The sequence below is a fragment of the Kitasatospora sp. NPDC001261 genome, from assembly GCF_042896795.1.
Classification (GTDB): domain Bacteria; phylum Actinomycetota; class Actinomycetes; order Streptomycetales; family Streptomycetaceae; genus Kitasatospora.
Window position 1 is genome coordinate 1 of sequence record NZ_JBIAXP010000016.1, and the last position, 13,796, is coordinate 13,796.

At 73.4% G+C, this 13,796-nt stretch carries 16 protein-coding genes; 4 read left to right on the forward strand and 12 right to left on the reverse strand.

The genetic code is table 11. The annotated features are described in order from the left end of the window. On the forward strand, window positions 1-492 hold a 492-nt coding region (locus tag ACFY4B_RS21905), incomplete at its 5' end, for an amidohydrolase family protein (RefSeq protein ID WP_387969986.1). A 62-nt stretch (window positions 493-554) separates the two neighbouring features. On the opposite strand, the gene ACFY4B_RS21910 is transcribed toward ACFY4B_RS21905, so the two are convergent. The 4 genes from ACFY4B_RS21910 to ACFY4B_RS21925 are packed head-to-tail and all read right to left on the reverse strand — an operon-like array spanning window position 555 to window position 4,115. After that, window positions 555-1,403, reverse strand: a complete 849-nt coding sequence (locus tag ACFY4B_RS21910; RefSeq protein WP_387969989.1) for a ketose-bisphosphate aldolase — start codon at window positions 1,401-1,403, stop codon at window positions 555-557. Further along, window positions 1,394-2,335 (reverse strand): 1-phosphofructokinase family hexose kinase, encoded by a 942-nt coding sequence (locus ACFY4B_RS21915; protein WP_387969993.1) that lies wholly within the window; start codon window positions 2,333-2,335, stop codon window positions 1,394-1,396. The genes ACFY4B_RS21910 and ACFY4B_RS21915 overlap by 10 nt, the downstream gene beginning before the upstream one ends. Next, complete coding sequence (locus ACFY4B_RS21920; RefSeq protein ID WP_387969996.1) at window positions 2,332-3,246, reverse strand: ROK family protein; 915 nt, start codon at window positions 3,244-3,246, stop codon at window positions 2,332-2,334. Before ACFY4B_RS21920 ends, ACFY4B_RS21915 begins: the two co-directional genes overlap by 4 nt. Continuing rightward, the gene (locus tag ACFY4B_RS21925) at window positions 3,243-4,115 is read right to left on the reverse strand and encodes an SIS domain-containing protein (RefSeq protein ID WP_387969999.1); all 873 of its coding nucleotides are present in this window, start codon (window positions 4,113-4,115) and stop codon (window positions 3,243-3,245) included. The genes ACFY4B_RS21920 and ACFY4B_RS21925 overlap by 4 nt, the downstream gene beginning before the upstream one ends. Window positions 4,116-4,413: 298 nt before the next feature. Between ACFY4B_RS21925 and ACFY4B_RS21930 the strand changes: the two genes are divergently transcribed. The 3 genes from ACFY4B_RS21930 to ACFY4B_RS21940 are packed head-to-tail and all read left to right on the forward strand — an operon-like array spanning window position 4,414 to window position 7,530. Continuing rightward, complete coding sequence (locus ACFY4B_RS21930; RefSeq protein WP_380741048.1) at window positions 4,414-5,673, forward strand: extracellular solute-binding protein; 1,260 nt, start codon at window positions 4,414-4,416, stop codon at window positions 5,671-5,673. A gap of 31 nt (window positions 5,674-5,704) precedes the next feature. Then, a complete protein-coding gene (locus ACFY4B_RS21935; protein ID WP_375874685.1) occupies window positions 5,705-6,685 on the forward strand; it encodes a carbohydrate ABC transporter permease in 981 nt (326 codons plus the stop codon). Then, the gene (locus ACFY4B_RS21940) at window positions 6,682-7,530 is read left to right on the forward strand and encodes a carbohydrate ABC transporter permease (RefSeq protein WP_387970003.1); all 849 of its coding nucleotides are present in this window, start codon (window positions 6,682-6,684) and stop codon (window positions 7,528-7,530) included. Before ACFY4B_RS21935 ends, ACFY4B_RS21940 begins: the two co-directional genes overlap by 4 nt. A gap of 64 nt (window positions 7,531-7,594) precedes the next feature. Here the strand turns inward: ACFY4B_RS21940 and ACFY4B_RS21945 are convergent, their stop codons facing one another. From ACFY4B_RS21945 to ACFY4B_RS21980, 8 genes are read right to left on the reverse strand one after another with little or no spacing between them, the layout of a single operon-like run. After that, entirely contained in the window at window positions 7,595-8,773 is a 1,179-nt protein-coding gene (locus ACFY4B_RS21945; RefSeq protein ID WP_387970005.1) for a Glu/Leu/Phe/Val dehydrogenase dimerization domain-containing protein, read from the reverse strand. Then, window positions 8,770-8,988, reverse strand: coding sequence for an MbtH family NRPS accessory protein (locus ACFY4B_RS21950; RefSeq protein WP_049650321.1), 219 nt, complete (start codon window positions 8,986-8,988; stop codon window positions 8,770-8,772). Before ACFY4B_RS21950 ends, ACFY4B_RS21945 begins: the two co-directional genes overlap by 4 nt. A 4-nt stretch (window positions 8,989-8,992) precedes the next feature. Further along, window positions 8,993-9,739, reverse strand: a complete 747-nt coding sequence (locus ACFY4B_RS21955) for an indole-3-glycerol-phosphate synthase (protein WP_387970008.1) — start codon at window positions 9,737-9,739, stop codon at window positions 8,993-8,995. Further along, complete coding sequence (locus ACFY4B_RS21960; protein ID WP_387970010.1) at window positions 9,736-10,428, reverse strand: N-(5'-phosphoribosyl)anthranilate isomerase; 693 nt, start codon at window positions 10,426-10,428, stop codon at window positions 9,736-9,738. The genes ACFY4B_RS21955 and ACFY4B_RS21960 overlap by 4 nt, the downstream gene beginning before the upstream one ends. Before the next feature lie 6 nt (window positions 10,429-10,434). After that, a complete protein-coding gene (locus ACFY4B_RS21965; RefSeq protein WP_049650324.1) occupies window positions 10,435-11,574 on the reverse strand; it encodes an acyl-CoA dehydrogenase family protein in 1,140 nt (379 codons plus the stop codon). A 13-nt stretch (window positions 11,575-11,587) separates the two neighbouring features. Further along, window positions 11,588-11,962, reverse strand: coding sequence for an ectoine synthase (locus tag ACFY4B_RS21970; RefSeq protein WP_049650325.1), 375 nt, complete (start codon window positions 11,960-11,962; stop codon window positions 11,588-11,590). Continuing rightward, a complete protein-coding gene (gene trpA / locus ACFY4B_RS21975) occupies window positions 11,959-12,777 on the reverse strand; it encodes a tryptophan synthase subunit alpha (protein ID WP_387970012.1) in 819 nt (272 codons plus the stop codon). Before trpA ends, ACFY4B_RS21970 begins: the two co-directional genes overlap by 4 nt. Beyond that, a complete protein-coding gene (locus ACFY4B_RS21980; protein WP_387970014.1) occupies window positions 12,774-13,796 on the reverse strand; it encodes an anthranilate phosphoribosyltransferase in 1,023 nt (340 codons plus the stop codon). The genes trpA and ACFY4B_RS21980 overlap by 4 nt, the downstream gene beginning before the upstream one ends.

A 13,796-nucleotide genomic window follows, 5' to 3' on the forward strand; every position in this document is an offset into this window, starting at 1 on the left:
ATCGTGGCGCTGCTGGAGGACGAGCGGGTCACCGTCGAGCTGATCAACGACGGCGTGCACCTGCACCCCTCCGTCCTGGACCTCGCCTACGGCACGGCCGGCGCGAACCGGGTCGCCCTGATCACCGACGCGATGGGCGCGGCCGGCATGGGCGACGGCCTCTACCCGCTCGGCCCGCTCCAGGTCGAGGTCAAGGACGGCGTGGCCATGCTCCCGGACGGCAGCTCCATCGCCGGGTCCACGGCGACCCTCGACCGGGTGTTCCGAAGAGCCCTCACCGTCGGGAGGCTGACGCTCGGCCAGGCCGTCGAGTCGCTGTCCGCCACCCCGGCCCGGCTGCTCGGCCTGGGCGACTCGATCGGCTCGCTGGAGACCGGCAAGCTCGCCGACCTGGTCGTGGTCGACTCGGAGGGCTACGACCTGGTCGCCGTCATGCGCCGCGGCCGGTGGATCGTCGGCGGCGAGAGGTTCTCCACCGTCGAGCCCGCCTGAGCGACGCCGACGGCCGCCCTCCCCCACGCGGGGACGGGCGGCCGTTGCCGTGTCGTGGTGGCTCAGGGCGCCGGTGCTGTGGCCTTGAGGACGCCGAGCAGCCGGGTGACCTCGGCGGCGACGGCCGCGCGGGCCGGCCCGAGGTAGCGGCGGGTGTCGACCAGCCGCGCGTCGTCGGCCAGGGCCCGGCGGACGGCGGTGCTGAACACCCGGTTGAGGTGGGTGGCGATGTTGACCTTGGTCATGCCGGCTTCCACGGCCGCGGTGAGGTCCCCGTCCGCCACACCCGAGGAGCCGTGCAGTACGAGCGGGACCGGCACCGCCCGGCGCAACCGTCCGATGAGCTCGAAGTCGAGCGCCGCGTCGCGGGTGGGCATCGCGTGCGAGGTGCCGACGGCCACCGCGAGCGCGTCCACGCCGGCGGCGGCGACGAACGCCGCGGCCTCGGCCGGATCGGTGCGCACCCCCGGGGCGTGGACGCCGTCCTTGCCGCCGACCTCGCCCAGTTCGGCCTCCACCCAGACGCCCGCGGCGTGGCACCGGCGCACCACCTCGGCGGTGGCCCGCACGTTCTCCGCGTACGACAGCGCCGAAGCGTCGAACATCACCGAGGTGAAGCCCAACTCCACGGCCCGGTCCACGAGTTCCACGGAGGTGGCGTGGTCCAGGTGGACCGCGACCGGCACCCGCGCGGCCCGGGCGACGGCCAGCGTGGCGGCGCCGATCGGCCCGAGGGCGCCGTGGTAGCGCACGGCGTTCTCGCTGATCTGCAGGATCACCGGCGCACCGGCGGCCTCGGCCCCGGCGACGATCGCCTGGGCGTGCTCCAGCTGGATGACGTTGAAGGCGCCGACACCGCACGCGGCTTCGGCCGCGGCGGCGGCGATCGGGCCGGTTCCGCTCAGGGGCATGGGTCTGACTCCTCGGTGGCGAAGGGGTGGACGTCCACGCGGGACCGCAGGGCGTGGTGGAGGGCGGGGTCGAAGTCGCCGGCCAGCGGTGCGGCGACGGCGGCCGCGGACAGTGCCACGGCCTCGGCCAGCCGGTCGGGCCAGGGCTCACCGCGGACCAGGCCGAGGGTGAGCGCGGCGACCGCGGCGTCGCCCGCGCCGGTGGGGTTGCCGGCCAGGCGCTCGGGCGAGCGGGCGCGCCAACCGCCGTGCGGGGTGACGGCGACCAGGCCGTCGGCGCCGAGCGAGGCGACCACCGCACCGGCGCCCGCGGCCCGCAGCCTGCGGGCGGCGGCCACCGGACCGGTGAGGCCGGTGGCGGCGGTGAGTTCCTCCGCGTTCGGCTTGACCAGGGCCGGTCCGGCCGCCAACGCGGTGCTCAGCGCCGTCCCGTCGGCGTCGAGCACCGCCGGGACGCCGTGCGCGTGCGCGAGCCGGAGCAGGTGGGCGTAGGCGTCCTCGGGCACGCCGCGCGGCAGGCTGCCGGAGAGGACCGCCGCCGCGGCGTGCGGCAGCAGGGTGTCGAGGTGGTCGAGGAACCGCGCCCATTCCCCGACGCCCACCACCGGGCCGGGTTCGAGCAGGATCGTGGTGTCCCCGGCGTCCTCCTCGACCACGGCCACCGTCCGCCGTGACTCGCCCGCGATCGCCAGCATGCGGTCGGCCAGGCCGGCGGACGCCAGTTCGGCGCGGATCGCCCGGCCGGTGAGGCCGCCGGTCAGGCCGGTGACCACGGTCGGGTGGCCGAGGGCGTGCAGGATCCGGGCGACGTTGACGCCCTTGCCGCCCGCGCGCTGGGCCACCGCCCGGACCCGGTTGCTGCCGTGCGGGCGCATCCGGTCCAGGTGGTGGGTGATGTCCAGGGCGGCGTTCAGGGTGACGGTGAGGATCACGCCGCCGCTCCCTCGCCCAGAAGGTCCCGCGCGAGCAGTCCGGCACCGAAACAGCCCGCCTCGTGGCCGAGTTCGGCGGGCAGGAGCTCGGGCATCGTCTGGAAGGAGAGCCGCGCCGTCAGAGCCGCCCGCAGTGGCGCGAAGTACGGCTCGCCCGCCCGGGCGAGGCCGCCGCCGATCACGATCCGCTCGGGGTCGAGCAGCGTGATCGCGCTCGCCAGGCCGTCGGCGAGTGCGTCGACGGCCTCCCGCCAGACGGTGGCGGCCGTGCGGTCCCCGGTCGCGGCGCGCCTGCCGACCTGCTCGGCGGTGACGCCCGCCTCCCCGGTGGCGGCGGTGTAGCGGCGGGCGACGGCGGCCGCCGAGGCGAGGGTCTCCACGCAACCGCGACGGCCGCAGGCGCACGGCTCGCCGCCGGGACGCACCACCAGGTGGCCCAGCTCGCCGGCCCGGGTGTGGCTGCCGGTGAGCGGCCGCCCGTCGACCATCAGCGCGGCGGCGATCCCGGTGCCGACGGGTACGAAGAGGAAGTCGCGGCTGCCGCGGCCGGCGCCGGCCCTGGCCTCGGCGATGCCCCCGGCCCGCACGTCGTGCCCGAACGCGACCGGGATGCCCAGGTGTTCGGACAGCAGCTGCCGGACGGGCAGGTCCCGCCAGCCGAGGTTGGCGGCCAGCACCGCGGTGCCGGCCGCCTCGTCGACGATGCCGGGCACGGCGATCCCCGCGGCGGCCGGGCGGAAGCGCCCGGCGAGTTCGGCGGCGCGGTCGAGGACGGTCTGGAGGACGGCCTCCGGCCCGCGTTCGGCGCGGGTGAACCAGCGCTCGGTGTGGCGGAGGCGGCCGTCCGCGGCCACCGCCGCGCCCTTGATGTGGGTTCCGCCGACGTCGAGGGCGATCGCCGTCGCGGTCACGGCCGGGTGAGCACGATGGAGCGGGTGAGGTTGCGCGGCTGGTCGGGGTCCAGGCCGCGGCCCTTGGCCAGTTCGACGGCGAGCCGCTGGGCGCGGATCAGGTCGGCCATCGGGTCCAGCGCGCTCACCGACAGCACGGCGCCGGTCGGCTCGACCTGGTCGACCAGCCCGGTCGGCGGCTCGCCGAAGAACCACACCACGCTGCCGCGGCCGGTGACGCTGATCGGGCCGTGCCGGTACTCCATGGCCGGGTAGGACTCGGTCCACGACCCGGAGGCCTCGCGCAGCTTGAGGGCCGCCTCGTGGGCCAGGCCGACCGTCCAGCCGGTCCCGAGGAAGGTGAACTGGCCAGCCCCGGTGGACCGTTCGGGCAACGGGGCGGCCAGCGCCCGCTCGGCGTGGGCGGCCAGGTCGGCGGGGGCGAGCCCGAGGCGGCCGCGCAGCAGCGCCAGCGCGGTGGTGGCGAAGCGGGTCTGCACCACCGACTTCTCGTCGGCGAACTCCAGGTCGACCACGGTCCCGGCGGCCGTGCCGACCGGGGTGGCGAGGTCGCCGGTGAGCGCGACGGTCGGCGTCCCGCCGCAGCGCTGCAGCGCGGCGAGCACCTCGGTCGTGGTTCCCGAGCGGGTGATGGCGACGACACGGTCGTAGGCCCGGGCCGCCGGGAACTCGGAGGCCGCGAAGGCGTCGGTCTCACCGAGGCCGGCACCCTCGCGGAGGCCCGCGTACGCCTGCGCGATGTAGAGCGAGGTGCCGCAGCCGATCACGGCCACCCGTTCGCCGTGCTCGGGCAGTCCTGCGGGCTCCAGTTCCAGTGCCCTGCGCCAGCACTCCGGCTGGCTGGCGATCTCCCGTTCGACGTGACTCATCTGGCTCTCCTCGCTGGGGGCACGGGCGGCGCGCTCGGGGACAGGTCCGCACCGAGCGCCGCTTTCTGCTGCAAGCATCTGCTTGAAACTGCTCTATTCATAGCCCAACGCGTCATCTGTGAGCAATACTGATCCACCGAGTGCCTTGCGGCACCCGGCCGGCGAGGCAAACTCAGTTCGGCGCATCTGCTCGATGTTGATCAAACAGTGGTCATGCAGCGCAGCTTCGTGCAGGTCGCACCATCCCTCACCCGGGCCACCGCGGGGTCGGCCCCCACTCGCAAAGGCGGTACCAGAGATGAAGCGGCGCCTTTTCGCCCTGTCCGCGGCCACCCTGGCCGGAACGCTCGCACTGTCCGGATGCGGCAAGGGCTCGGCCTCCGGTTCGACCTCCGCCGACGGGGTGACGACGATCAGGTTCGTCGCCGCCGACTACGGTTCCAACGGCCAGAACCCGAGTCAGGCGTACTGGCAGGGCGTGATCTCGGCCTTCGAGCAGCAGAACCCCGAGATCAAGGTCGACCTCCAGGTCATCAACTGGAACGACATCGACACCCAGGTCAAGACGATGGTGCAGAACGGCAACCAGCCGGACGTCCTGCAGACCGGCGGCTACGCGGACTTCGCCAAGAACGGCCAGCTCTACCCGGCCCAGGAGGTCCTCTCCGGCAGCACCGCGGCGGACTTGCTCCCCGCGATGGCGCAGGCCGGCGAGCAGGACGGCACCCGGTACGGCATCCCGTTCATCTCCAGCGCCCGGATGTTCCTGTTCAACAACGAGCTCTTCAGGAAGGCCGGCCTCGACCCGGCCGCCCCGCCCAGGACCTGGGCCGACCTCACCACCGCCGCCACCGCGCTGAAGAACGCCGGCGTGGAGATCCCGCTCGGCGTGCCGCTGGGCAAGGAGGAGGCGCAGGGCGAGTCGTTCATCTGGATGCTGGAGAACCACGGCGGCTACCAGGACGCCAAGGGCCGGTACAGCATCAACTCGCAGGCCAACGTCGACACCTTCGGGCAGCTCAAGAGCTGGGTGGACGCCGGCCTGACCGAGCAGAGCCCGGCCTCCGTCAACCGCACCGACCTGGCCAAGGACTTCGCCTCCGGCAAGGTCGGCATGCTCAACGGCATCCCCACCCAGCTGAACGACCTCAAGGGCATGGACGTCACCTGGACCGCGATGCCCAGCAAGGACGGCACCGGAAAGGCCACCCTCGGCGTCGCCGACTGGATGATGGCCTTCAGGAAGGGCGGCCACAAGGAACAGGTCAAGGCCTTCCTCGACTTCGCCTACGGCCGGGACAACGCGGTGAGGTTCGACAAGGAGTACAGCCTGCTGCCGGTAACCCGGTCCGCGCTCACCGCGCTCCAGGCCGATCCGGACGAGCAGGCCCTGGCACCGTTCCTGCAGATCCTGCCCACCGCCACGTTCTACCCCCTCAGCGACCCGACCTGGCCGGCGGTCTCCGCGCAGATCAAGACGCAGATCGGCAGCGCGGTCAGCGACCCGAAGAAGACCCTCGACGCGCTCCAGAAGGCCGCGCAGCAGGCCGGTGAGTGACCCGGACGAGCGAACAAGGAATCCCGACACCGTGTCATCCCCCAGCAGCACAGACGCCCGGCCCGGCGAACCCGCCCGGCCGGCCGCGCCGCCGAAGCGTCCGTCGGCCCCGGGCCCGGGCCCCGCACCCGGGCGCCGTGCCCTGTTCGAACGGCTCGGGCCACTGCCGTGGCTGGCCCCGGCCATCGTGCTCATCCTCGGCGTGGTCGTGTGGCCGGTCGTCGAGATGGTCGCCACCTCACTGCGGAAGATCGACACCACCGGCACCGACCACGGCCCGGCCGGCCTGGTCAAGTACCGCAAGCTCTTCGGGGACCCCCGCCTGGCCGGAGTGCTGACCTGGACCGTCGTCTGGACGGTCGTCGTCGTCGGCCTGACCATGCTGATCTCGCTCGCGCTGGCGCAGTTGTTCAACCGGAACTTCCCCGGCCGTCGCGTCACCCGCTGGGCGCTCGTCGCGCCCTGGGCCGCCTCCGTACTGATGACCGCGATCGGCTTCCGCTGGATGCTCGACCAGGTCGCCGGCGTGTTCAACCGGCTGCTGCTCGACCTCGGCCTGATCGACCGCTCCCAGGCCTGGCTCGGCGACGCCGCCCACGCGAAGCCCTGGCTGGTGCTCGTCGCCGTCTTCGTCTCACTGCCGTTCACCACCTACACCCTGCTGGCCGGCCTGCAGACCATCCCCGAGGAGGTCCACGAGGCCGCCAGGGTCGACGGCGCCACGCCCTGGCAGACCTACCGCAAGGTCACCCTGCCGCTGCTGCGCCCGGCCTTCCTGGTCGGTCTGGTGATCAACCTGATCAACGTCTTCAACTCCTTCCCGGTCATCTGGGGCATGACCCAGGGCGGCCCGAACGCCGACACCGCCACCACCACCGTGTTCATGTACATGTTGCGCGGCTACGACGTCGCCGAGTCCGCCGCGATGTCCGTGGTCAACTTCGTCGTCGTGGTCCTCATGGTGGCCGTCTTCCTCAAGGTCAGCCGCTGGAACGAGGAGGAGGGCCGGTGACCACCCCGCAGTCGCCGCCGGCGAAGCACCGCCCGCGCGCACGGACCGTCCTGCTCACCGCGCTGGCCTGGGCGCTCGCCGCGCTCTTCGTGCTCCCGTACGTCGAGATGCTGATCACCGGCGGACGCCCGGCCGGCCAGCTGCGGGACAACTCCTACCTGCCGACGCACTTCGACTTCTCCGCCTTCACCAGGGTCTGGACGGACACCACGCTCGGCCAGAACCTGCGGACCACCCTGCTGGTGGCCGGAGGCTCGACGCTGCTGGTGCTGCTGGTCGCCCTGCCCGCCGCGTACTACACCGCCCGGGTGCGCTTCCGCGGCCGCAAGGCCTTCCTGCTGCTGGTGCTGGTCACCCAGATGTTCCAGCCCACCGCCCTTCAGGTCGGCCTCTACCGGGAGTTCTTCGCGCTGGACCTGCTGGACACCCCGATCGTCCTGGTGCTCGCCAACGCCGCCTTCAACCTGGCCTTCGCGATCTGGATCCTGAGCGCCTACATCGGCTCCATACCCAGGGAGTTGGAGGAGGCCGCGATGATCGACGGCAACGGTCGCATGGGCGCGCTGTTCCGCGTCACCCTGCCGCTGGCGCTGCCCGGCGTGGTCACCGCCGTGATCTTCACGTTCATCTCGGCCTGGAACGAGTTCATCATGGGCCTGACCCTCACCAACTCGCCCGACCGGCAGCCGCTCACGGTCGGCATCAACAACATGATCGGCGCCTACAGCGTGCAGTGGAACTACGTGTTCGCCGCCTCGCTGGTGGCCATCGTGCCGGTCGTCGTGCTGTTCGCGGTGATCGAGCGCCACGTCGTCTCCGGGCTCACCGCAGGCTCGGTCAAGTAGCCGGCGCGCCGCGCCGCCCCGCCGCGAGGCCGCGTTCCGCGGGGCGGCGCGTCCGCCGGCCCGGTCACCGCTCGGCCGAGGCCTCCGATCCGGTGGCGCCGGGCGGGGTCGCGCGCGAGCCGAGGAGCTGGGCGACCGGGTCGGCGCTGCCCGAGGCGCTCAGCTCCTGCACCAGCTCGCAGTTCCTGGCGACCCGGCCGGCGACCCAGTCGCGCAGCCACCCGGACAGTTTGGGGAGCGGCAGGTCGGACGGGGCCAGCCCGGTGAGCACGCACCCGGTCGCCGCCGCCCCGCCGACGTTGACCACCACGTCCGGCAGGACGGTGTGGCCGGCCTCGCGCAGCAGCCGGCGGGCCGGTTCGGTGCAGCTCAGGTTTCCGCCCTCGACCACCAGGCGGGCCCGGACCGCCGGCACCGCCTCCTCGTCGACCGCGGCGGGGGAGGCCGCCAGCACCAGCACGTCGGCGTCGACGTGCAGCCAGGCCTGCCCGGGCCCGTGGACGGTGACCCGGGCGGGCAGCCGGCTCCGGTCGATCGTGCCGTCGCTGCTGGTGAGCGCGGTGAGTTCGGCGACGGGCAGTCCGCGCTGGTCCTCGACGGTGCCCAGGACGTCGGCCACCGCCACCACCAGGTGGCCGTGGGCGGCCAGGTGGTCGGCCACCGCGCGCCCGACGGTGCCGAAGCCCTGGATCGCGACGCGCTGCGGGGTCCGCGCACCGGAGGCGCGCAGGGCGCCGAGCACCGCCACGGCCACGCCGAACCCGGTGATGTCGGCCATGTGGTCCCACAGTTCGGCCCAGCCGACGGTGAGGCGGGTGGTGCCGGGGCGGCGGGTGACGTCGTACCCGGCGGCCTCGAAGGCCTGCCGCCGGTCGGCGTAGGTGGTGCCCTGGTCGCAGCCCAGGTACACCCCGCCGTGCAGCAGCGGGGCCGCGGCGCGGCCGAACTCCCGCATCACCGCCCGCCGTTCGACAGCGGCGCCGGGATCGGGGGCGATGCCGGCCTTGGCACCGCCGATGGGCAGGCCGACCAGCGCCAGCTTGTGGGTCATCGCCCGGGCGAGCCCGGCCAGCTCCCGCTCGGTCACCGTCGGGGTCATCCTGGTGCCGCCCATGGCCAGGCCGTCGACCATGGAGTCGACGACGACCCAGCCCCGGGCCCGGCACTCCGGGAGGTTCAGGGTGGTGGAGAGCACGGGCCCGGTCGCGGGGCGCGCACCGTGCGGCGCGAGCGTCCGGCTCACTGCGCACCACCCTCCTCCGGGACGGAGCGCAGGCGCAGGCTGCGGGGGCGCATGTCGGTCCAGACGCGTTCGATGTGCGCGAGGCAGTCGTCCTTCGCGCCCCGTACGCCGTCCTCGTGCCAGCCCGCCGGGGTCTCGCGGTCGGCGGACCAGATCGAGTACTGCTCCTCGTCGTTGACGACGACCTTCCACTGCTCGGGTGCTTCGCTGGTCATGCCGTTACCTCCGGATGTCGATGGTTGGGGGTGGAGCCGGTTCGTGGCGAGGGTCGGCGCGGGTGCCACGGCGGGCGTCGAGGCCGTCCAGCCAGGCCGGCAGGCTGGGGGCGCGCAGGAGGCCCGTCCCGATGAGCACACCGGCGAAGCCCTCCTGGAGCAGGCGGGCCGCGTCCTCGGGGGAGCGGACGGCCCCGGCGCTCACCGGGCACCGGGTGCCGCTGCCCAGCACCGCGGGCAGGAGCGCCGAGCTCCGCCCGAGGTCGCCGGCGCCGCGTTCGCGGTCGCCGATGTCCTTGTTGTTCACCGCGATCACGCACTCCTCGGCGCGTGGCACACGGCTGATCTCCTCCTCGGTGACGACCTCGACGAACGGCGTCAGGCCCAGGCTCAGGCCGAGTTCGACCAGGTGGCCCAGGGTGGCGCGCGGCAGCAGCGCGGCGGTGAGCAGGACCGCGGACGCGCCGCTCTCGCGGGCCTGGTGCAGCTGGCTCCGGCGGGTGATGAAGTCCTTCTGCAGCACGGGCAAGTCCGTCGCCGCCACGACCTCGCGCAGCAGCTCCGGGGTGCCGCCGAACCACCGCCCGGTCACCACGGACAGGCAGGGGGCGCCGACCTCCTGGTAGTCGGCGACCAGCCGGGCGGCCGACCTGTCGCCGAACAGGTCCTGCCCGGCAGCGTCCTGGCGCTTGAGCTCCATGATCACCGGTCGGCGGGCGTCCAGCAGCGCCTCGATGAACGCGGCCGTCATCCGGGCCTCCCGGCCGCCCCGGCGCCGTCCGGCACCCGCCAGCCGCGCCGTACGGCCGTGACCCGCTCGGTGCTCAGCCGTCCGTCGGGGTCCCTGGCCGCGGTGTCCACGTCGATGCCCAGGAACAGGGGGTGGTCCAGCACCGCCCGGTAGGCCTCCCGGTTGTCGGCCGAGAGGCCGCCGGCCAGCAGGAAGGGGCGCGAGAGGCGGTCCGCGATCCCGAGGACGGCCGCGCAGTCGGCCGGTTGCCCGGTGCTGCCGATCCGGCCGTCCCCGGCCACCGCGTCCAGCAGGAAGAGGTCCGTTCCCGCCCGTTCGTACGCCGCGATCAGGGACCGCTCCGCGCGGGTGTCCGCACCGAGGTGCAGCACCTTGACCACGATGAGGTCCGTGCTGCCCTTGAGGGTGCGGACCAGTCCCGGCGGCTGGTAGCCGTGCAGTTGGACCCACGGCATCCGGGCCGCGGCCGTCGCCGCGCGCAGCGCCTCGGCGTCGTTGAGGAAGGTCACGAGGACCGGTCGCAGTCGCGCGGTTCGATGGACAGCGCCTGCCACCACAGTGAGTTGATCGAGCGTCAGGTCGGCGTGACCCCTCGGGACGCCGTGCCACAGGCCGACGAGGTCGGCGCCGGCCCGGTCGAGCGAGGCCACGTCCTCGGCCGAGGCGGCTCCGCAGATCTTGAGCAGCATCGGGCGTCACAGCCCCAACATGGCGGCGACGCGGTTGCGCTGGATCTCCGACGTGCCCGAGTAGATCGGGCCGGCGACCGCGTCGCGCAGGTCCTTCTCCAGCCCGTACTCGGCCAGGTACCCGCTGCCGCCGAAGATCTGCACGGCGGCCAGGGCGGAGGAGAGGTTGCTCTCGCTGGCGAGGAGCTTGCTGACGGCGATGTCCCTCGTGACGTTCTCGCCCTGCGTCAGCCGGACGGCCGTGTCGTAGAGCCACTTCCGCGCGGTGTCCAGGCCGATGCTCATCTCCACGAGCTTGTGGGAGATCGACTGGTACGAGCCGATCGGACTGCCGAACTGGACGCGTTCCTTGGCGTACTCGACGCAGCGGTCGAGCCGGTGGCGCATCTGCCCGGTGCTGATGACGAAGGAGCAGAGGATCTCCCACTTCATCACGTGGTCCAGGACCAGGAACCCGGAGCCGACCCGGCCGATCACGGCGGACGCGGGGATCCGGCAGTCGTCGAAGTGCAGTTCGCTCAGCGGCGCGGTCCGCAGCCCCATGGTGGCGACGGGCGGCCCGATGACGAGCCCCGGGGTGTCCCGCTCCACGACGAAGGCGGTGATGCTGAGCGGGCCGCTGCTCGGGTGGGTGCGCGCGTACACCACGAACACGTCGGCCACCGGGCCGTTGGTGATGAAGGACTTGCCGCCCCGCAGGACGAAGTCGTCGCCCTCGCGGGTGGCCGTGGTCCTCATCGCCAGCGCGTCGGAGCCGCTCTCGGTCTCGCTGATCGCGTGCGCGCCGATCGTCTCTCCCGAGCAGATCCCCGGCAGGTGGCGCGCCTTGAGCTCCGGCGAGCCGAACCGTTGCAGCGGGACCCCGACGCCGACCAGGTGGGTGGCGACCGAGAAGTTCAGTCCGCCGTCACGGCACCCGGTGCCGAGCCGTTCGAGCACGTGCATGGTGGTGAGCAGGTCCTGGCCCAGCCCGCCCCACTGCTCGTCGAACGGCAGGCCGAGGATCCCGGACCTCTGGATCAGCTTCCACTTGTCCCACGGGAAGGCGCCTTCGGCGTCCCCTTCGAGATGGCCGGAGCTGAGCTCCTCGCACCACTGGGCGATCCCCTCGCCCAGGGCGAGCTGGTCGGCGTTCCACCTGATCATCTGTCCGTCCCTGTCAGTACTCGGAGAAGTCGGCCGAGTCCAGGTTGTGGCGCTCGTCGCCGCGCAGCGCGGGCGAGAACACGCACACCAGGCGGAGGTCCTCCTCCGGGCTCGCGATCAGGAAGTGGGCGTCGTTGCGGTCGAGCGCGTACAGCGTGCCCGGCTCCAGCGGGTGGGAGGTGCCGTCGGTGTCCACGACCTCGCCCTTCCCCTCGATGCAGTAGCAGGCCTCCAGGTGGCGGCGGTACTCCAGCCGCGACTTGGTGCCGGCCCGGACGGTGGTGTCCGTCATCGTGTAGCCCAGGCCGTCGGACTCGAGCAGGAACCGGCGGCTGAGCCCGTTGCCCCAGTCCACGGTCTTCACGTCGGCAAGGTGTCGGACGATCATCGGTGTGCCTCCTGGCGGCTTGGTGAGTACGGCGAAACGGTCTGGATGAAGGTGTGGAACTCCTCGACCACGTCGGCCCCTTCGGCGAGGGCGTGCTCGATCCGGGCGACCCCGGCGCTGCCCACGACCGCGGCGTCGGCGCCGAGGCCGTGCAGCAGGTCGATGTCCGCCCGGGAGCGGACGCCGAACCCGACGGCGATCGGTGCGGTGGTCCTCGTCCGCAGCGCGGCCAGCGCGGCGGCCAGCTCCCGGTGGTCGGCGGTGAGCCCGCCGCCGCTGCGGCCGTAGTGGGCCACCAGGTACAGGTACGCGGTGGCGCAGTCGGCGGCCGCGGCCTGTACCTCGGGCGACGACGCGGCGTAGCAGGTGGCGACCAGGGGCAGCCCGGCCGCCCGCACCGCGTCGAGGCAGTCGGCCCGCAGCCGCGGCGGCAGGCCGTGGACCAGCAGCCCGTGGACGCCCGCGTCGGCGACCCGCCGGACGAAGCCGGGCACGGTCGGGGCCCTGACCGTGTGGCTCCAGTCGGCCAGCAGGGCCACCCGCAGGTGGCGCAGCCCGGGCAGGACCCCGGCGAGGAAGTCGAGCACCTCGTCGAGTCCGACGCCGTCGGCCAGGGCCCGCTGCGCCGAGCGGCGGATGACGGGCCCGTCGGTGACCGAGTTCGGAAAGGGCACCGCCAGCTCCAGGCAGTCCACCCGGCAGTCGTCGAGCATCCGCATCACGTCGGCCAGGACGGGCAGCGGGGGGTCTCCGGCGTTGAGGAACACGGCCAGGCCGGGCCGGTCCGGTGGCCGGCGGGCGAAGAACCCGCTCACCGCGCACGCGCCGGTCGGGTGCGGAGGCGGTCGACGAGGTCGCGGGCGGCGCCGCCGCGCAGGGCGTCCTCGGCCGCCCGGATCGCCTCCGGCCACCCGTCGATCAGCCCGCTCGCGACGGCCAGTGCGGCGGCGTTCAGGCAGACGGTCCGGGTGGCGAGCGCCGTCCCCGCTCCGGAGAGCACGCCGAGGAAGTGCTCGACCACGTCCTCTCCTCCGGCGGCGGGCCGCAGTTCGGCGATCGTGTCGGTCGCGCTCGCGGGAGCCTCGGCCGGCAGGTGGATCGGGTCGGTGCCGTCATTGGGGAGGAGGAGGTTGTCGACGGAGCCGACGAGCTCGTCGATGCCCAGCTCGTTGGAGCAGAGCCAGATCCTCCGGTCGGTGACGGTGGCGGCGACCTGGCCCAGCGCCGGCAGCAGCGAACGGTCCGAGACGCCGACGAGCTGGGCGGAGACCGGCACCGCGGCCAGGAAGGGCCCGACGGAGTTGATGAACCCGCCGATCATCCGCAGGTCCATCGGCACGATGCTCCGGGCCAGCAGCGCAACCTCCCGCGGGTAGACGAAGTTCCCCGGGAAGGCGATGCCGAAGCGTTCCAGCCGCTCCTCGGTCCGCTCGTACGAGGTGGTCCGTGCGATACCGAGGCGGTCGAGCAGGTCGTGGGAGCCGCAGGCGCTCGTGTAGGCGCGGGAGCCCGTCTTGACGACGCGGACGCCCAGGGCCGAGGCGAGGAAGGCCGCGGCGGTGGAGATGTTGAACGTGGCCGGCCCGCCTCCGGTGCCGACGATGTTGGCCGTGCCGTCCAGCCGCGCGGCGACGGTCGGCCGCCGCTCGTCCAGCGAGCGGAGCATCGCGACCAGCGTGTCCCGGTCGGGCATCCGGGTGGACAGCGAGGACAGCAGCGCCACCGTTTCGCCGGGCCGCAGGGCGCCGTCCCGCAGCTGGTCCCAGAAGGACCCCCACAGCTCCTGGTCGACGGCGCGGTCCCGGCGGATCAGCGCTCGCAGCACCTCGTGCAT